Origin of the sequence: Corynebacterium sp. H78 (assembly GCF_037572275.1) — a bacterium.
GTDB lineage: Bacteria > Actinomycetota > Actinomycetes > Mycobacteriales > Mycobacteriaceae > Corynebacterium.
Genome location: NZ_JBBHKX010000003.1, coordinates 114470 through 132052, shown reverse-complemented (window position 1 = coordinate 132052; position 17583 = coordinate 114470). Strand labels below are relative to the sequence as shown.

Below are 17583 nucleotides of genomic sequence, written 5' to 3'. Positions count from 1 at the left end.
CCACTAACTATTTGTGGTTGGGATTACAGAAATCCTCGCAGGCAAAAAGGATTTACTTCCGTGTAGCTACTTCTTGGAAGACTTGCTCTTCTTGTCAGACTTCTTGTCAGTCTTTTTCTCGGACTTTTTGTCAGTCTTCTTTGCAGGCTTCTTGCTCGTCGCCTGCTTTTCCAATTTCGCTGCCACATCCGGTACGTAACGGAACTCCGTGCGTGGTGGACGCTCATAGTTCGACTCGGATTCTGGTCGCTGCGGAATTTCTGGCACGTTCCATTCGATGTGCTCGTAAGGAATGGTGTTCAGCAGGTGATTGATGACATTGATGCGCGAACGCTTCTTGTCCTCCGACTCGACCGTGAACCAGGGTGCCGATGGGATGTCGGTGTGAATGAACATCTCATCCTTCGCGCGAGAGTAGTCCTCCCAGCGAGTAATGGATTCGAGGTCCATTGGAGACAGTTTCCAGCGACGCAAAGGATCTTCACGACGAGACGAGAAGCGCTTAACCTGCTCTTCGTCCGATACTGAGAACCAGTACTTGCGCAAGATGATGCCGTCTTCAACAAGCAGGCGCTCGAAAATTGGGGCCTGGTGCAGGAAGCGACGGTACTCCTGAGAGGTACAGAAGCCCATGACGCGTTCGACGCCAGCTCGGTTGTACCAGGAGCGGTCAAAAATGACGATTTCACCAGCGGTTGGCAGACGCTCAACATAACGCTGGAAGTACCACTGACCCTGTTCACGAGTCGTTGGCGCAGGAAGCGCCTCAATACGACAAGTACGTGGGTTCAAGTACTGGGTGATGCGCTTGATCGCGGAGCCCTTACCGGCTGCGTCACGACCTTCCATCACGATTACAACGCGAGCACCGGTTTCTACGACCCACTGCTGCATTTCGACGAGTTCAGCCTGGAGCCTTTTGAGCTCCTTTTCATAGGCGACTTTGTCGAGCTTCGGTGGGCGCTGGCTGTCATCCTTGGTCATGGTAAAAATACTACCTGCCAGCGCCTACCCTTTGACAATCGGGTTTGGCGGTAAATACCGCCTAAGTGAAGGTTATTTACGGGTGTAATAGCGCAAGGTGATTTGCGCAGTGAGACCCGCGAACACCATGCCGATCAGGATAATGATCGGCGCCACCATCCAAATGTCGGCATTCGTGACCGGCGCTACGAGTTGAGCGCGGTAAATATCCTGCATTGCTGGATCGACGACTGCAGCCTTGCCCGCAAACAGGCCAGCCACACCGAGTACGCCACCAAGGAACGAAGCAATAACTGCTTCCAGCACAAATGGTGCTTGCGTGAACCAACGGGTCGCACCCACCATCCGCATGATGTCGACTTCCGTGCGACGAGAGTATGCAGCGATCTGCACCATGTTTGCAATCAAGAAGACTGCGGCCAGTGCCTGCACACCGGCGATCAAGAACGCTGCGTTTCGAACGGAGTCAAGGTTCTTTGCAGCGTTATTAACGTCGTCACGCTGATCCGTGACGTACTGCACTTGCGGCATGTCTCGAACCTGATCAAGCGGAGAGGTGTCCGTCGGATCGTCGAGACGTACCAGCAGCACCGCTGGCAGTGATTCTGGAGTCGCGCTCGCGACTAGCTCAGGATCGGTTTTCTCAAACATCTTGGTGAAGTGCTCGAAGTTTTGTTGACGATTGCGGAACGTCACGGACTCAATGCCGTCCGTGCTTTCCAGCTTCGTCTTTACCTCGGCACATTCCGGCGAAGTACAGCTCAGATCGTCCGATGAAACGGTATCGCTCAGCTCTACCTGCACCTCGACGCGATCAAGGTACATGTCCTTCGTCCGGTTGGTCATGTCAGTGACCAGAATTCCGGTCGCAAGCAACGCGAGAGAAATGGCAGTGGTGATGATCATCGCAATGGTCATCGTGAGATTTCGGCCAAGGCTGGAAAATGCTTCGCCAAGCACGAGACGAGTTTTCATGATGTTGACGTCCCTCCTTTTCTTCTTCTACTAGCGGCCAAGTCCGTAGACGCCAGTGGCGTCATCACGGACCAATTTGCCGAGGGACAGTTCCAACACACGACGGCGCATTGCATCGACTGCGCCGCTATCGTGGGTCGACATAATGACGGTCGTACCCAGACGATTGATGCGGTCAAGCAGCAACATAATGTCCGCAGAGGTATCAGGGTCGAGGTTGCCTGTTGGCTCGTCGGCAAGCAGAACCAGCGGACGGTTCACAAATGCGCGCGCAATAGCCACACGCTGCTGTTCACCACCGGAGAGCTCATGTGGGTAGCGATTCGCCTTGCCTTCAAGCCCCACCATTTCGAGGGTTTCTGGGACAGACTTGGCGATCTTGTCCTTGCTCTTGCCGATCACCTGCTGCGCGAATGCCACGTTCTCGTAGACCGTCTTCTTGGGCAGAAGTCGGAAATCCTGGAAAACATAGCCGATGCGCTGACGCAATTTTGGCACTTGCCGATTAGGCATGGCGGCGAGGTCCTTGCCAGCCACCAATAGCTTGCCGGAATCTGGCTTTTCTTCACGCACCATCAAACGCAGGAAAGTGGACTTTCCTGATCCAGACGGCCCAATGAGGAAGACGAATTCACCTTTGTCGATAGTGACAGAGACGTCGTCGAGAGCCGGTCGCGTAGACGTGGAATAGGTCTTTGTTACCCGGTCGAATGTGATCACATCTAGCCACTCTAGTCACACAGGCAACACGGATCACAGTTTGGCGGGCAGCGCCACCGCTACTCTCCCCCAGTTTGCTGTGCCATTCGCCAACGAATTCCGGCCTCCAAGAAGCCATCAATGTCGCCGTCCAACACAGCTTGAGGGTTATTCACCTCAAAGCTATTCCGCAAATCCTTCACCATTTGATACGGATGCAACACGTACGAGCGCATCTGGTTACCCCACGACGCATTTCCGCCCGCGCCGAGCGCGTCCATTTCAGCCTTTTCCTCTTGGCGCTTGCGCTCCAACAACTTCGCCTGCAGGACACGCAGCGCAGAAGCCTTGTTCTGGTGCTGGGACTTTTCGTTCTGACACGTGACGACGATTCCCGTCGGCACGTGAGTAATACGCACTGCAGAGTCCGTCGTGTTCACGGACTGACCGCCAGGACCGGACGATCGGAACACATCCATCTTGATATCGGTCTCAGGAATCTCGATCTTATCTGTCGTTTCCACAACCGGTAGCACCTCGACCTCTGCAAACGAAGTCTGACGACGGTTCTGGTTGTCAAACGGCGACAGACGCACCAGGCGATGCGTGCCCTGCTCTACCGACAAAGTTCCGTAGGTGTATTCACCGTGTACAACGAAGGTTGCCGACTTAATGCCGGCTTCTTCTGCGTAGGAAATGTCGTACACATCTACCTTGTGTCCGGCTTTTTCTGCCCAGCGGATGTACATGCGCATCAGCATTTCTGCCCAGTCTGCAGCGTCAACGCCACCAGCACCGGAGCGAATGTTTATGACGGCTTCGCGCTCGTCGTATTCACCGGACAACATCGTCTGCACTTCCAACGACTCGATTGCAGTCCGAATTTCAGCGCGTTCTTCGTCGGCCAGCTCACGCGCCTCAGCGCCGGCATCAGCACTCTCACCTGCTTCTTCATTGGCAAGCTCGTACATCACCGGCAGGTCGTCGAGACGTTCGCGCAACGCGGTGATCTTCTTGATCTTCGCCTGTGTTGCCGACAAGTCACTAGTGACCTGCTGTGCATGATCAGGGTCGTCCCACAACGACGGATCCGCAGCTTGATCTTCCAACTCGCGAGCACGAGTAGCGAGTTCCTCCAGATCCACGACCTTTTCAATAGTGGTCAGAATGGAATCGAGGTTGGCCAGGTCAGCATTCACGTCGGGATTAACGGGGGCATTCACGGCATCCACTGTAGCGCCCTGCACCTTAATAACTACACAGACCGTGCAGGTTCTGCAGTTTTCGGCACAATGGAACGTATGACGGAGAACAAGTCTGAATCCTATTCCTTGGCCGAACAAGCTGATTTAGCTACAGCAGTTGTGCGTCGTGCAGCGTCTCTAGCTGCCCGCATGCGAGCTGACGGGCTGGAAACCGAATTCAAGACTTCCATCTCCGATGTCGTGACCGAAGCTGACCGCACCGCCGAGAAGCTTGTCGTCGAATCATTGTCCAGCTTGCGCCCGCAAGATGGGATTTTGGGCGAAGAAGGCTCGGCCAAGTATTCCGAATCTGGTTTAACATGGGTTATCGACCCAGTCGATGGCACCTACAATTTCACTACCGGATCTGACTACTGGTGCAGTGCCATCGCGCTTGTGGAAGGCGATCCAGAGAAGCCAGAGCGAGTTATCCTTGGTGCCGTCAGCCGTCCGGCGACGGGAGAAACATGGGTCGGTGGCCCTGATTTGCCCACCACTCGCGTGGAGGCGGATGGCACCCGCACGGAGCTGACCATTCACGATGCGACATTGAACACAGTGTGTGCTGGAACCTACTTGCATTCCACTGCTATCGATCCTGACTCACACACCCCCGAGGACATCGATTGCGCTCGCCGCTGGGCCGACGCGACGTCCCGCTTTGCGACGTGGCGGGTGATGGGGTCAGCGTCGATCGATTTGGCCGGTGTCGCAGATGGTCGCCTGGGGGCATGGTTTCAGCGCGATGTCGCTCCATGGGATTGGTTGCCGGGTTATGCCCTCGTGTGTGGCGCGGGTGGCGTGGGCACGCTCGCGGGCCGTTGGCGCGTGGCCGGTTCACAGAGCAGCGTGGCCGAGTTGGCATCAATCCTGGGTGACAGCCCTACCGTAGACTGAGGCCATGACAAATTTCGCTGATGACCTCGCTCTTGCTTTGAAGTTGGCCGATACCGCTGATGCCTTAACTATGTCTCGTTTCGAGGCCGCTGATTTGAAGGTGGATTCAAAACCAGATCTTTCGCCTGTGTCGGATGCGGACATCGAGTGTGAACGTCAGCTCCGGGACATTCTTGGCACCGAACGCCCTGATGATGAAGTCTTGGGCGAAGAGTTCGGTGGCGACGCTATTTTCGACGGTCGTCAGTGGGTTATCGACCCGATCGATGGCACCAAGAACTTTGTGCGCAACGTACCCGTGTGGGCTACGTTGATTGCTCTTCTGGAAGACGGTAAGCCGGTCGTTGGTGTCATTTCTGCCCCTGCACTTGGGCGCCGGTGGTGGGCTTCCGTGGGTGAAGGCGCGTGGAAGACCTCGATTGGTCAGGACAAGCCAAAGCAGATTCACGTCTCGGGTGTCGAGCAGGTGGCGGATTGCTCGATTTCGAATTCGTCGCTCAGCGGTTGGCAGGAGCGCGGCCTCCGCGAGAACTTCATTGCATTGACAGATGAGGCGTGGCGCTTGCGCGCATACGGCGACTTCTTCTCGTATTGCCTGGTCGCAGAGGGTGCCGTGGACGTGGCAGCCGAGCCTGAGGTTTCGCTGTGGGATCTCGCTGCTCTCGACATCGTAATCCGCGAGGCTGGTGGCACATTCACGTCACTTGCCGGCGAAGCTGGCCCCCATGGTGGCGACGCCGTGGCCACGAACGGTCTGCTTCACGACGTCGTGTTGAGCAAGCTTACGAGGTAGCTTGGGTGGCTACGTCGTAATGCGTAGTCCTTGACCTGCACCCGGGTTGGCGTTGATGTCAGCGAAGATGGCATCAATGGATGTCACCAAGGTTGGAGCGAAGAGTGCGCCCTGAAGTGGGGTGACGCATGCTGGCTGGAGACGGGCACCACGGATCATTCCGACGAGAGTTTCGCCTTGGAACACAGGGGCGCCGGAGTCACCTTGGCTCGCGCACACCTGGGCTTCGATATTCGCTGGCTTCGGATTGGCGACGTCGATAGAAGTCCACGCTGGGCCACATGTTTTGCCTGTGGCGATACCAAGCTTGCACAGTTCGGATCCTGGGGCTGGCAGTGGTCCAGTCTGTGAAATGCGTGCGTTGTTGTAGTCGGCAGTGAGTTCGGCACGGTCATCGAAAACGATGACGGAGTAATCGAGTTCATCATTTACACGCTCGATGGTGCCAAATGGGCCAACTTCGATCGCGTCCATGGAGCGAACTGCAGTACCAGGTCGACCGCAGTGCCCTGCCGTGATGCCGACGAGGCGGTCTTGATTGTCCCGACCTGTAACGGTGACGGTGCAGACTTGCTCTGCTTCTCCATAGCCAACAAGCAGCGGTGTACCTGGGCCAACAAGGACACGTCCTTGGTTAGCGAGCTCTGTAGCTGCTGGTGGCGCAGTTGGCGAATCAAAGAAGCTGCCTGCAATACGGTTATGAACATTGCCGGGAGAGAGCGCCATGATCTTTGACACCAAGTCATCGCGGACAGGATGCGGATACATCGTGTCCTGGTTTTGAGTGTCAGATGGTGCAGGATTGGGGTCTGCCACTGCAGCAGGTGCAAATCCCACGGCTGCCGTGAGGGCGATTGCGCAGCTTGCTAGTAGCAGTGAGGTCTTGCGACCAATCGAACTAAACTCGGAAACCCGCATTGCATCCTCCTGCGCTGTCAACTTCACCGAACTTCTAACGAACCACAATTGTTGTCGAAGCAAGCCAGAATAAGCAAGCTCAGCGGAGTTGCAAATAACAATCCTCCCCTGCCCATACGCTGAAGTGCGTCGGACAAGGGAGGTAGCCACCTTAAACTAGACGGTCAGCCCTAACAGGGGCATTCGTCTTAGGAATCGCGACGAGATGCGCGCATTGCGACTGCGCCTGCCCCCATCATTGCAACAGCTGCAGCAGCGATACCTGCAACCTCAACGCCGGTTACTGGCAGGGTGTCCTGCTTAGCGACCGTAACCTTCTTAGCAGTTGCCGGAGCAGCTTCCTTCTTAACAACAATCGTCTTTACGACTGGCTTAGCAGCGTCACCCTTGCCTGGAGCCGGCTTGACCTCAACGACCTTGACTGGGGAAGGCTGCTTGTCGACATCCTTACCCTTGTCCTTGTCGTCACACTTGTCGTCACCCTTGTCCTTCTCGTCCTTGTCGTCACATTCAGGCTTTGGCTTTTCGGACTCCGATGGTTCCTCAGACTCGGTTGGCTCTTCGGACTCCGATGGTTTCTCAGACTCGGTTGGCTCTTCGGACTCCGATGGTTTCTCAGACTCGGTTGGCTCTTCGGACTCCGATGGTTCCTCAGACTCGGTAGGTTCTTCGGACTCCGATGGTTCCTCGGTTGGCTCTTCCGTAGGTTCCTCGGTTGGCTCTTCCGTAGGTTCCTCGGTTGGTTCCTCGGTTGGCTCTTCCGTAGGTTCCTCGGTTGGTTCCTCGGTTGGCTCTTCCGTAGGTTCCTCGGTTGGTTCCTCGGCATCAGGCGTGCACCATGGGTTGCCGGTGTTTTCACCTTCGCCACAATTTGCACCCTGCTGCGGGTCCTTAGCGTCTTCCTCGTTTGGCTTCTTGCCAGAATTGTCCTTGCCGTCGTTCTGGCCTTCGGTCTTTTCAGGCTTTGCTGCCTGTCCATTACCTGCGTCTGCAGCAGGAGCCTCGTTGTTCTGGTTACCGTTTCCTACATTTTCACCTGGAGCAGCGAAAGACGCGCTAGCACCAGCAAACATACCTACAGCGAGAGCGCCCGCTGCTACAACTGAAGAAAGCTTCTTCATAATGAACCGTCCTTAATGAATTGGTTTGAATTCGGGCTCACACGAATTTTCACGGACGAAGCTCTCGAAAAGTGAGCACACCATAGATTGCGACGATCACTATTCGACACCCGTAGACCATTCACTCTGATCTAGCCCTCAGCAAAAATATAACTGAGAAGCAGCCCGAGCACCGGCCGAGAATGGATTATCCTTAACGCGATTAATAAAAACTGTTCCACCACCTGCAGATATCGATTAACTGCTTATATTTCCCAATATTCCTTTCGGGGGTAATCAACATTTAATGAGCGAAACAGTATCCTCGGTATTCACAAATTATTAACCAATTGTGCAGATTGAAGTAACTCCCCGCCACCGACGGGACTTCTGAAAATTTCAAACCATGTTTCATGTCCCTAAGATGGCGACAAAGCATCCAATACTTTATGGAAAAGATGGCGAGCCGATTGCGCCACATCCTGCCTAAGACCCCTCCCAGAGGAGGCATGCCAGCATAAATAGAATTTGCATTGAAGTTAAGGTCGCAACTGAGCTCTACCGCACTCGCAACTAGAGGGCGCTGGGAACTTCCCCACAGACCATTACCTCCCAGCCGACCAGTGCAGTCCCGACTTGCACCCATGTCACTCACGTCGTCCGACAAACGGCAAGAATTTCCGCCGAACGACGCAGAAGCCCCTGATTCACGAAAGCGAATCAGGGGCTTCAGAAAATTGGTGGCGGGGACAAGATTCGAACTTGCGACCTCTGGGTTATGAGCCCAGCGAGCTACCGAGCTGCTCCACCCCGCGCCGACTGCTTGAATACTGTAACACTGGAACCATACAGATTCCAAATCACCGTGTTCTACAGCAACTGTCAGCTTTACGACGTTTCCTCAACAGCATTAACTCTGCATCGGTCGTCGTTGCCAACGAGTTTAAACCTTAACAGGCCAGTACACGCTTTGACCAATCCCCTGGTCATCGCACGTAACTGGCCTGTCACAGTCAGCAGTCGTTAGGTGTTTCTCACCAACAATTGCCTAATCCTCGCGTATTCCGTTACTGGCCATTTGCCTTCTGGTAGTCAGCGGCGGCCTTATCGAGCTCTGCGAGGGCTTCACCCTGCACAGCGTAGTCTCCCGACTTCTGCGCCTCTTCCAGCTTCTTTAGCGCGTCCGAAATGCGACCAGCAGCCTCGTCGCGGGCAGCGGTGTCAACCTTGCCGTCCCCGCCATCTTCTGGTGCCTGCGGATTCTCCGCTTCGCCTTCCTTAGGGGCATCTCCCTCTGCTGGCTTCGGTCCGTCGTCACGCTTGACATCCTCGCCCGCAACCTTGGTAGTCGCGGAAGGATCGATGCCTACCTGCTCCAGAGCTTCACCAACGGTGGCTCCATAGCCAACCTCACCGCGGTAGCTCACGAGGACGCGCAGGAGCTTAGGGAATGCCGTTTCCTGGTCCTTACGTTGCGTGTAGACAGGTTCGACGTACAGGATTTCGCCATTACCCACTGGCAGTGTGAGCAAGTTGCCGTTGGTCACAACGTTGGTGCCCTCGAGCAAGGTACGGTCTTGTGCAACCTGGTCGGCGGACATCATGGTGTCCTGTGCCTGGCGAGGACCCATCGCCTGCGTATTCGTTGGCAACGCACGAATGGTGATCTGTCCGTAAGTGTCAGGGTCCGATGAAGCCGACATATGCGCGGATAGGAACTCACGCTCCAAACCACGGAACGCGGAAATCAGCTGGAATGATGGTTCCCCGGTCTTTGGATCCGATGCGATGACGTAGTACGGCGGCTGCGACAGCCCCTCCGACTCTGGAGCTGTTGGATCCGAAGGAACAGACCAGAATGCATCGTTCGCAAAGAACACGCCTGGGTCTTCAACGTGGTAGCGCGCCATAAGTTCACGCTGCACCTTGAATAGATCCTCTGGGTAGCGCAAGTGCTCCTGCAGCTCTGCCGAGATTTCAGACTTCGGCTTTACGACGCCAGGGAATACGCCCTGCCATGCTTTTAGCACAGGGTCCTTCTCATCGTATTCGTAAAGCTCCACGGTGCCGTCGTACGCATCGACGGTCGCCTTGACCGAGTTACGAATATAGCTGACATCTGAGTTCGGCAGCGGACGTGGAGTTCCGTCAGGATTCGTTGAGTCCTGAGTCGTCTCCTGCAAGCTGGTGCGCTCGGAATATGGCATTTGCGCAAGCGTGGTGTAGCCATCGACGATCCACTTCAGTCGGCCTTCGATGACAACTGGGTACGTGCGAGTGTCCGTCGTCAACCATGGAGCAACCTTTTGCACACGGTCACGAGGGTCACGGTTATAGATGATCTTGGTGTCGTCACCGATACGGTCCGTCAGCAGGATGTTCATTTCCTGGTAACGAGCCGCGAACATTGCCCGCGAGAAGAAGTTGCCAACTCCAACACCACCGGCACCGTCATAGGTGAAGTTGCGACCATCGGCATCGTATTCGAAGTCCTTACCATCGCCGTTACCTCCAACGATGGCGTAATCAGCTGGAGTGTTGGCGATCACCGGACCGTAGTAGATACGTGGCTGCTTGAGATTCAAATTCATGCCGTTCGGATCCTCGGACTCGAACAGGTCGGCCACGGTGTACAGGGGGTACCCGCCTCGCGACGAGCCGGACTCTGCAGCAACTTCATCCACTTTGTTTGCAGGAGCCGCGATGAAGCCATTGCCGTGTGTGTACACAGTGTGGCGGTTAATCCAGTCAGTCTGGTTGCCCTGCAAAGTTTGCGGGTTCAGTTCACGAGCAGCTACGACGAAGTCCTTCATTTCGCCGTCTACTTCATACCTATCGATAGCCAGGGTGTCCGGGAAGCCGTAAAAGTTCTTCAGCTGACGCTGCTGAGTAAAGGTTCGTGGCAGTACTTCCGGATCGAGGATACGGATATTAGACAGCGTTGCCTTGTCCTTGGCAATTGAGTCCGCGCCCTGTTCTGCGGCCTTTTCGTCTTCACCATCTGCCATTGGGGCTCCCCAGTTGCGGTCGATGGTGACCTTGTCGTCGGTAAGTCCGTAGTGATAACGAGTCGACTCGATATTTCGAGCGATGTACTCGCGTTCCTTCGAAGCACGGTTAGGCGACACACTGAACTGTTCGACAGCCATTGGCCACGCAACGCCGATCACAGCTGCAGAAACGAGCATCAGCACTGTGGCCATTGCTGGGATGGAAAGATTACGCAAGAAAATGGCTGCAAAGAATGCCGCAGCGACGACAATAGAAATGACCAGCAAGACAATCTTTGCTGGCAACAAAGCATTGATGTCAGTGTACGAACCACCGGTGAATGTAGCGTGACGTGCATTCAGCAGTTCATAACGGTCCAGCCAATACGACACTGCTTTAAGCAGCATGAAGACACCGGCCCACGAAGCAAGCTGGGCGCGCGTGACGTTTTGGACGCGGGTCTTTTCCCCAGTTGTCGGGTTACCTGCACGGATACCGCCCAGTAGGTAGTGCGTCAGCAGTGACATGAGGAACGCGATGACGACCGACATCACCAAAGTATCGACGATGAAGTTCCAGAACGGCAGCTCGAAGGCGTAGAAGCCAAGGTCCTTGCCATACTGCGGATCCGCATGACCGAAGCTCTGTCGATTAAGGAACAACTGGGCTTCACGCCAGTTTGCCTGCCCAATCAAACCGCCAAGAACACCGAATACAGCCGGGATACCGACCATGACCGGCTTCACGCTGGATTCGGCAAGCTTTCGGTACATTGCCGGTGGCGATTCCGGGTCAATTGGGCCAATATTGTCCGGTCGCCCGCGCCAGGCTAGCCACATTGCTAGCCATACCAGCCCCGCGACTATCAGCCCAACCACAATGAATAGAATCAGTCGGGTTATCCAGGTTGTGGCAAACACCCCGCGGAAGCCGACTTCACCGAACCATTGAAAATCGGTATAAATATTGACCATGATCGGAACCAGCATGGCCAGGACAGCGAGCACCATTACGGTACTGGCGAGCCATCCTGGTTTTCCGGATCCGGTTCGTCGTGGTCTGGCCATATTGACAGACAACGGCACTCCTTGATGTCACGAATTGTTGTTGACCTCTACTCTAAAGAAGAACGTGCGCAATAGAACAGCCAGATTGGGTTATGACCTTCGCCCGTAGCGAACGCATTAGATTCTTCTCGTCGGCATATACCTATCTATATAGGTTTCTCTCGTGCCACTTCCTACCTACAGTTCGGAGTTTTCCGCTATGACTTTTGACGCTTCTAGCTTCGGCCCGTTCACTCAGCAGGCTTTGAATCGAGCCGTACGCGAGGCCGTGGAGTTTGTTCACGCCGAGGGCTGGGATGCTCGCCCATCTTTGTTTGCGTTGGTTCCGACTGAACTTGTTGCGGAAAGCCTGGATCCTTCGCTTCTCGACGACTCACCAGTCACTCTAGTCACACAGGAAACACTTCCGGAGGGGATTGACGGGGGTAGCCCGGAGCTTGCCGACTTTATTGCACGAACGACATGGCCCGAGGGTGTAGTCGGCGCCGTTTTGGCTCAGGAGATCCTCATCGTCGCCCCGGAAGACGAAGGTGCACTAGACAACATTCGACTCGATGAATTGCAGTCCACCTCCGGCCAAGGAATCGCCCGGCCAGCTCGACTTTTCTCGGGAGTACTGGCCGACGGACCATCACTGACACTCATTCAACCCCGCCCCACAGACGCTGAACTAGACGAGTGGGGTCCCTTCGCCGATGACGAGATTCGCCTCCATTCCGGAGAGGGAATTGCCGACGGCGTTATCGCTGCACTCGCATCAACATTTTCATAACCAAATTACTTACGCCCGTAACCGGGTTGACAACCTCGGGAAAAACCTGTTCTATAACAGAGTGATAAAGACACCCCTGAGCGTTTCTTAGGTGTCTGCCCAGTTCTCTATTCGACCATGGAGCCCCAAAACATGAAGAAGACTATGTCTCGTCGCGTTGCTGCCATCACCGCTGCCGCAGCAACCGCAGCAACCACTATCCTGACCGGTGGCATCGCGCAGGCTTGGACCCCGTTCACCCCAAATTACGTTGCATTCGGCGACTCCTTCCCTGCTAACCCAGGCCCAGAGGACAACACCCTGGAAGGCTCCTGGACCGGTTGTCCTCAGGGCAACACCAACGTTTCTCGCCAGGTTGGTCATAAGCTCAACCTTCAGATTCACGACTTCACTTGTAACGGCACCACCGCATACGTCCCAACCGATCCAGTGAAGAACTTGAATGCTCAGGTCGATGACGCACTTGCTCGCAACGCCATCAACCACGAGACTAAGCTGGTCACCTTCTTCGTTGGCGCAAACGACTCCATGCAGGCATTCTGGGCGCCAGGCGCACTTCAGGATGAGGGTTTCAATGCCGCAATGACCGGCGCTATCCGCAAGGTACAGCAGCGCATTCCTTCCGCTCGCATCATGGTCGTGGGTTACCCAGAGTTCACCTCTCGCTCCGCGCTTGATGGCCACTACGCGTGCCCAATCAACGCCTACGGCTTCGCTCCTCAGATCCCAGCTGCTCCGCTGCACCAGATCGAGATGGCAACCCAGGCTCGTCAGCAGCGTGCTGCGAACGAAACTGGCGCAGGCTTCGTCAACATGAAGGACATCGCCAATATCAACATGGCAATGTGTGGTCGCGACGGAGAGCGTATGGTTTCCGCAATCTTGGACTCTGATGTCGCGTCGTACAATATGACTAACCACCTGACCCACCGCGGTTCTACTGTCTTCTCCGACGTTATCGCTAACGTTTACTGGGGCAGCTTCTAAGTAATTCTCCGAAGCCCGGTTCGTACTACTTACCGGACTAAAAGCCACGTCGAAAGGTCGAATCGACGTGGCTTTTCGCATGTGCGCCTCAACCGTAGGTGGCGACGCAATATGAGCACCACTCGCGATTGAGTGTGGCTCATTTTCGTTCTATGGGGCTACGCAATCACAATCTAACCGGCATGCCTAGCGCCAATCATCCCAGGCGGAACGCTTCATCCCATTCCCCCTGGGACCGGGATTGCGCTGGGATTCGCTCGGTGGCTTTGCTTCTCGCGCCGGCTGATCATCGCGATTCACAGTTGACGTTACGCTCTGACCTGCACCAGTCTCTGCAGTGTCACCAGAGTTCATGCCAGCATCGTCACCAGCAGCAACATCTTCGTTAGAGGACTCTGCAGCGTCATTGTCGACGTCGTCAAGTGTGTCCTTTGTAGTCTCCGAAGGCTTTCCACCACGCATCATCCGGCGAACCCACCAGAACAACAGAGCGAGAATCAGAATGGTGGCGGCAAGAATTGCCCACATCCACCACTGCCAGTTCAGGCCGGAATCGTCGAAGAACTGTTCGTCGGATGGATCCATAGGAACTTGATGACCACGAACAATGAGGCGGTGCGTGTTGATTCCATACGGAGTACACGTGACCAAAGTGACCAGGTCCTCCCCTTCGACAGGTTCGAGAACTTCTGTCTGGTCGGGAGTTACCACGCGAATCGAATGAACTTCGTACTTCAGTTTGTGGCCAGCAACGGCAATATAGAAGGCATCGCCTTCCTTGACCTTGACCAAGTTGTCCCACAACGTTGCATTCGACAATCCAGTATGGCCGGACAACACGGAGTGCTTACCAATGCCGCCTACCGGCAAATCTGTGCCGAAAAGGTGGCCAACACCGCGCTGCAAAACCGCGTCTGAAGTGCCGTGATAGATAGGCAGATCAGAATTGATACTAGGAATAATGATGCGGCCCATGGCATTTGCCTGGTTGAGCTGCTGCTCATAGCGCTGATACTCGGGATTATCCGTGGCAGCACGAGACGACCACGCATCCATAATCGGACCCGTATTCTTCGTGTCGTTGTAGACATGCGCTTCTTCCCACGCAGTGTCCTTCACTTCCTGAGGAATATCTTTCTCCAACTTGGAGTACTCCTCGGCAGCTTTGAGCTGTCCCATGTTGTTCCATTGCGTTGCGACGACCGGGTACAACAACACTCCCAGCCCCACCAAGATCAACAACACTGGGAGCAGAACGCCCCTGCGCTTGCGCTTGACCTCCGACTTTCCAGCGGACTGCGCATCAGGCTGGCCAGCTGCTGACGCTGCGCCCTTACGCTTCGTAGCCGAACGATTCGCCATACTTACTCTCCCAGCACAAAAGCAGAAATTCGGGGAACGCCATAATGAGGTTTACCCCTTGGCTAGTCTATCGCTCAGCGGGATTGTGAACGTTACGTGAGCAGGCAAAATGTGGTGAACGCCATGTATTTCGACACAGCTCGAACCATCAGTGACATAGTGGAAACTATGAAAGCGACCTTCATTCACGGGCCGGGCGATATTCGCGTTGCGGAGATCGATAAACCGACCAGCAAGGATTCCACCGACGCTGTTATCAAGATTGTCGCAACCTGCGTGTGCGGCTCCGACCTGTGGCCGTATCGCGGTCACGATGATATTTCAGAACCACGCCAGATGGGCCACGAGTACGTCGGCATCGTCGAAGAAATCGGCAGCGAAGTCCGCACCGTCAAAGTAGGCGATTTCGTCATTGGTTCGTTCTGTCTATCCGACAACACCTGTGACATCTGCACCGCCGGTTACCACTCACGATGCGTCAACGGCGGTTTCGTCGGCAAGGCGCAAGCCGAGTACCTGCGAGTTCCGCTTGCCGACGGCACTCTCGTCGCAACGCCGTCCCAACCAGATGCCGACCTCATCCCTTCCCTACTGGCGGCCTCGGACGTGCTGGGCACCGGCTGGTTCGCAGCGGATGAAGCTCAAGCTGGTCCAGGCAAGACCGTGGTTGTCGTCGGTGATGGAGCTGTTGGTCTGTTGGCTGTCCTTTCTGCGAAGCAGATGGGTGCCGATCGAATTATTGCGATGAGTCGACACGCTGACCGACAGGCACTGGCCCGAGAGTTCGGTGCCACCGACATTGTCGAAGAGCGTGGGGATGACGGCGTCGCAAAAATCAAGGAACTCACCGATGGTCTCGGCGCACATTCGGTCATCGAGGCTGTGGGAACGCAGGAGTCGATGATGCAGGCGATCAAGGCATGCCGCCCAGGCGGACACGTCGGCTTCGTCGGTGTCTCACACGATGTCGCAATTCCTGGAGATTCCCTGTTCGCCAGCGAAGTTCACTTGATGGGCGGGCCGGCACCAGTGCGTAAATACTTGCCAGAGCTGATTCAGCTGATCATGGATCGCAAGATTGAACCCGGCAAGGTGTTCACCAAGACCGTGCCTCTCGACGACATCGCCGAAGGCTACCGCGCCATGGATCAACGCGAGGCCATCAAGGTATTGGTGCAGCCATGACCTCCCAGAAAATCATCCCGAGCATTTGGTTCAACCGCACTGCCGACGAAGCAGCAGCTTTCTACACATCAGTATTTCCCGACACCACGATCGTGCAGACCGTGCGCTACCCCGAAACTGGCTTGCTGCCTTTCCAAGAAGAATTCGCAGGCCAGACGCTGACCATCGATATCGACATTGCTGGCACACGATTGTCGCTGATTAATGCGGACGAACATTTTGCGCCGAATCCGTCGATAAGCTTTGTTCTGAACTTCGACCCCAGTGTGCTGCCGGATGCGAAGGCACAGCTGGAGCGAGCGTGGGAACAGCTTGTCGATGGCGGGCACGTGCTCATGCCGCTTGGCGAATACCCGTTCATGGCTCGTTACGGTTGGCTGGCTGATCGGTTCGGCGTGAACTGGCAGCTCTGTCTGACCGATCCGGCGGGTGATCCGCGGCCGTTCGTGACTCCGCAGCTGCTGTTTGTTGGCGAGGCTCCGCAGGCTGAGGCAGCGAGTGCCAAGTACATCAAGCTTTTCGACGGATCCCGTGGTGCCACGCTCCCCAACCCGGACGTGCCGGGCGCTGTGATGTACAGCGATTTTCAGCTCGCCGGGCAGTGGTTCTCAGCGATTGATGGCGGCCGTGACCATGAGTTTTCGTTCAGCGAGGGCGTGTCCTTGCTGGTCGAAGCCGATGGGCAGGAAGAGCTCGATCGCTTGTGGGCTGCGCTGTCGGCGGTACCTGAAGCTGAAGCATGTGGCTGGTGCAAGGACGAATTCGGGGTGAGCTGGCAGATTGTGCCCGCAAATCTGGGAGAGCTCATGCAAAAGCCGGGAGCGTACTCCCGGCTGATGGGTATGAAGAAGATCGTTATTGACGACTTCTAGTGGTTCGGTCGCTTCTGATGGCTCGTGAGCCTAGTGGTTCGCGAACCTAGTCGGCCTTCTTAGGCTCCACGTTGAAGCCCCAGTCGACGCCGAAGCGATCCTTCAAACCGCCGAACATCGCGCCCCATGCTTGAGGTTCGAGTGGCATGGTGACGGTGCCGCCTTCTGCGAGGGCATTGAACTGCTCGACCATCGCGTCTGTGTCATCTCCCCATACGCAGATGGTGACGCGCTGTTGGGTGTCGTCGTCAGAATGCTCTGGGTTGTCTGCAGCCATGAGATCCCAGCCTGCGTCGGTGACGAGGTGGCCGTGCATGATGCCCGGATTGTCGGAGCCCATGTTGGACCATGGGAGGGTGTTTGGGGTGCCGCCGAAAACGGATGCGTAGAAGTTCAGTGCTTCTTCGGCCTGGCCAGTGAAGCCAATGTATGGCGTCGCGTTGATCATGTCCTAAAAGTAGACCTGTGTTTGTGCAGGTGCAATAGGTGTGGTGGCGGGGTGGAGTTGTCGGCACGGAATGCGGTCTACTTTCGCATCTGCCGAATCGCGATGATAGCGGCCACCACCATGATGATCAGCCCAATCCCGCCCAGGCCTGGAGAATCATCTTGTTCGCCAAGGTAGACGACAAACGCGCCTAGACCTACGAGCAGAATGGAAATGAGATACGGCACGAGTTTCATAGATTGAATAGTACGAGAACTCTCAAACTCCAAAGAAAAATCCCCCTGACCTG

Annotated in this window: 15 protein-coding genes, 1 tRNA gene and 1 pseudogene; 6 read left to right on the top strand and 11 right to left on the bottom strand. The window is 55.6% G+C overall.

The annotated features are described in order from the left end of the window. Nucleotides 1-66: 66 nt before the first annotated feature. The 4 genes from ppk2 to prfB all read right to left on the bottom strand — a co-directional run bounded on the left by ppk2 (nt 67) and on the right by prfB (nt 3881). Nucleotides 67-984, bottom strand: coding sequence for a polyphosphate kinase 2 (ppk2, locus tag WG934_RS07110; protein ID WP_339979268.1), 918 nt, complete (start codon nt 982-984; stop codon nt 67-69). A gap of 72 nt (nt 985-1056) precedes the next feature. Then, nucleotides 1057-1959, bottom strand: coding sequence for a permease-like cell division protein FtsX (gene ftsX / locus WG934_RS07105; RefSeq protein WP_339979266.1), 903 nt, complete (start codon nt 1957-1959; stop codon nt 1057-1059). Nucleotides 1960-1989: 30 nt separating this feature from the next. Continuing rightward, nucleotides 1990-2679: a cell division ATP-binding protein FtsE gene (ftsE, locus tag WG934_RS07100; protein WP_339979264.1), complete on the bottom strand. Its 690-nt coding sequence runs from the start codon at nt 2677-2679 to the stop codon at nt 1990-1992. A gap of 59 nt (nt 2680-2738) precedes the next feature. Further along, nucleotides 2739-3881, bottom strand: coding sequence for a peptide chain release factor 2 (gene prfB, locus WG934_RS07095; RefSeq protein WP_339989415.1), 1143 nt, complete (start codon nt 3879-3881; stop codon nt 2739-2741). Between the two features lie 69 nt (nt 3882-3950). On the opposite strand from prfB, the gene WG934_RS07090 reads away from it, so the two are divergent. After that, complete coding sequence (locus tag WG934_RS07090) at nt 3951-4799, top strand: inositol monophosphatase family protein (RefSeq protein ID WP_445228216.1); 849 nt, start codon at nt 3951-3953, stop codon at nt 4797-4799. A 4-nt stretch (nt 4800-4803) separates the two neighbouring features. Beyond that, nucleotides 4804-5592 carry a histidinol-phosphatase gene (gene hisN, locus WG934_RS07085; protein ID WP_339989413.1) on the top strand — a complete coding sequence of 263 codons (789 nt, stop codon included), beginning with the start codon at nt 4804-4806 and terminating at the stop codon, nt 5590-5592. A gap of 9 nt (nt 5593-5601) precedes the next feature. On the opposite strand, the gene WG934_RS07080 is transcribed toward hisN, so the two are convergent. From WG934_RS07080 to WG934_RS07065, 4 genes are all read right to left on the bottom strand, one after another. Next, on the bottom strand, nt 5602-6510 hold the full coding sequence (locus WG934_RS07080; RefSeq protein ID WP_339989410.1) for a trypsin: 909 nt from the start codon (nt 6508-6510) through the stop codon (nt 5602-5604). A gap of 188 nt (nt 6511-6698) precedes the next feature. Continuing rightward, complete coding sequence (locus WG934_RS07075) at nt 6699-7631, bottom strand: hypothetical protein (protein WP_339989408.1); 933 nt, start codon at nt 7629-7631, stop codon at nt 6699-6701. Between the two features lie 717 nt (nt 7632-8348). Continuing rightward, nucleotides 8349-8425 (bottom strand) — tRNA-Met (locus WG934_RS07070). 252 nt (nt 8426-8677) lie between these two features. After that, nucleotides 8678-11680: a UPF0182 family protein gene (locus WG934_RS07065; protein ID WP_445228215.1), complete on the bottom strand. Its 3003-nt coding sequence runs from the start codon at nt 11678-11680 to the stop codon at nt 8678-8680. A 187-nt stretch (nt 11681-11867) separates the two neighbouring features. On the opposite strand from WG934_RS07065, the gene WG934_RS07060 reads away from it, so the two are divergent. Together WG934_RS07060 and WG934_RS07055 are read left to right on the top strand one after the other, a co-directional pair. Beyond that, on the top strand, nt 11868-12440 hold the full coding sequence (locus tag WG934_RS07060) for a PPA1309 family protein (protein ID WP_339989403.1): 573 nt from the start codon (nt 11868-11870) through the stop codon (nt 12438-12440). Between the two features lie 132 nt (nt 12441-12572). Continuing rightward, nucleotides 12573-13427: a GDSL-type esterase/lipase family protein gene (locus WG934_RS07055; RefSeq protein ID WP_339989401.1), complete on the top strand. Its 855-nt coding sequence runs from the start codon at nt 12573-12575 to the stop codon at nt 13425-13427. A gap of 441 nt (nt 13428-13868) precedes the next feature. Here WG934_RS07055 and WG934_RS07050 read toward each other — a convergent pair. Beyond that, nucleotides 13869-14789 (bottom strand): annotated as a pseudogene (locus WG934_RS07050) (class C sortase); the annotation flags it as partial. Between the two features lie 168 nt (nt 14790-14957). Here WG934_RS07050 and WG934_RS07045 point away from each other — a divergent pair. Both WG934_RS07045 and WG934_RS07040 read left to right on the top strand, forming a co-directional pair. Next, nucleotides 14958-15974 (top strand): zinc-dependent alcohol dehydrogenase family protein, encoded by a 1017-nt coding sequence (locus tag WG934_RS07045; protein WP_339989398.1) that lies wholly within the window; start codon nt 14958-14960, stop codon nt 15972-15974. Next, a complete protein-coding gene (locus WG934_RS07040; protein WP_339989396.1) occupies nt 15971-16846 on the top strand; it encodes a VOC family protein in 876 nt (291 codons plus the stop codon). The genes WG934_RS07045 and WG934_RS07040 overlap by 4 nt, the downstream gene beginning before the upstream one ends. 46 nt (nt 16847-16892) lie before the next feature. Here WG934_RS07040 and WG934_RS07035 read toward each other — a convergent pair whose 3' ends face one another. Both WG934_RS07035 and WG934_RS07030 read right to left on the bottom strand, forming a co-directional pair. Then, entirely contained in the window at nt 16893-17294 is a 402-nt protein-coding gene (locus tag WG934_RS07035) for a VOC family protein (protein ID WP_339989393.1), read from the bottom strand. Between the two features lie 77 nt (nt 17295-17371). After that, on the bottom strand, nt 17372-17530 hold the full coding sequence (locus tag WG934_RS07030; RefSeq protein WP_339979231.1) for a hypothetical protein: 159 nt from the start codon (nt 17528-17530) through the stop codon (nt 17372-17374). Nucleotides 17531-17583: the final 53 nt, after the last annotated feature.

Bases quoted from the DNA above. Each gene is read 5' to 3' on its own strand.
- ppk2 (WP_339979268.1), bottom strand. From the start codon at position 984: ATGACCAAGGATGACAGCCAGCGCCCACCGAAGCTCGACAAAGTCGCC.
- ftsX (WP_339979266.1), bottom strand. From the start codon at position 1,959: ATGAAAACTCGTCTCGTGCTTGGCGAAGCATTTTCCAGCCTTGGCCGA.
- WG934_RS07090 (WP_445228216.1), top strand. From the start codon at position 3,951: ATGGAACGTATGACGGAGAACAAGTCTGAATCCTATTCCTTGGCCGAA.
- hisN (WP_339989413.1), top strand. From the start codon at position 4,804: ATGACAAATTTCGCTGATGACCTCGCTCTTGCTTTGAAGTTGGCCGAT.
- WG934_RS07080 (WP_339989410.1), bottom strand. From the start codon at position 6,510: ATGCGGGTTTCCGAGTTTAGTTCGATTGGTCGCAAGACCTCACTGCTA.
- WG934_RS07075 (WP_339989408.1), bottom strand. From the start codon at position 7,631: ATGAAGAAGCTTTCTTCAGTTGTAGCAGCGGGCGCTCTCGCTGTAGGT.
- WG934_RS07060 (WP_339989403.1), top strand. From the start codon at position 11,868: ATGACTTTTGACGCTTCTAGCTTCGGCCCGTTCACTCAGCAGGCTTTG.
- WG934_RS07055 (WP_339989401.1), top strand. From the start codon at position 12,573: ATGAAGAAGACTATGTCTCGTCGCGTTGCTGCCATCACCGCTGCCGCA.
- WG934_RS07045 (WP_339989398.1), top strand. From the start codon at position 14,958: ATGAAAGCGACCTTCATTCACGGGCCGGGCGATATTCGCGTTGCGGAG.
- WG934_RS07040 (WP_339989396.1), top strand. From the start codon at position 15,971: ATGACCTCCCAGAAAATCATCCCGAGCATTTGGTTCAACCGCACTGCC.
- WG934_RS07035 (WP_339989393.1), bottom strand. From the start codon at position 17,294: ATGATCAACGCGACGCCATACATTGGCTTCACTGGCCAGGCCGAAGAA.
- WG934_RS07030 (WP_339979231.1), bottom strand. From the start codon at position 17,530: ATGAAACTCGTGCCGTATCTCATTTCCATTCTGCTCGTAGGTCTAGGC.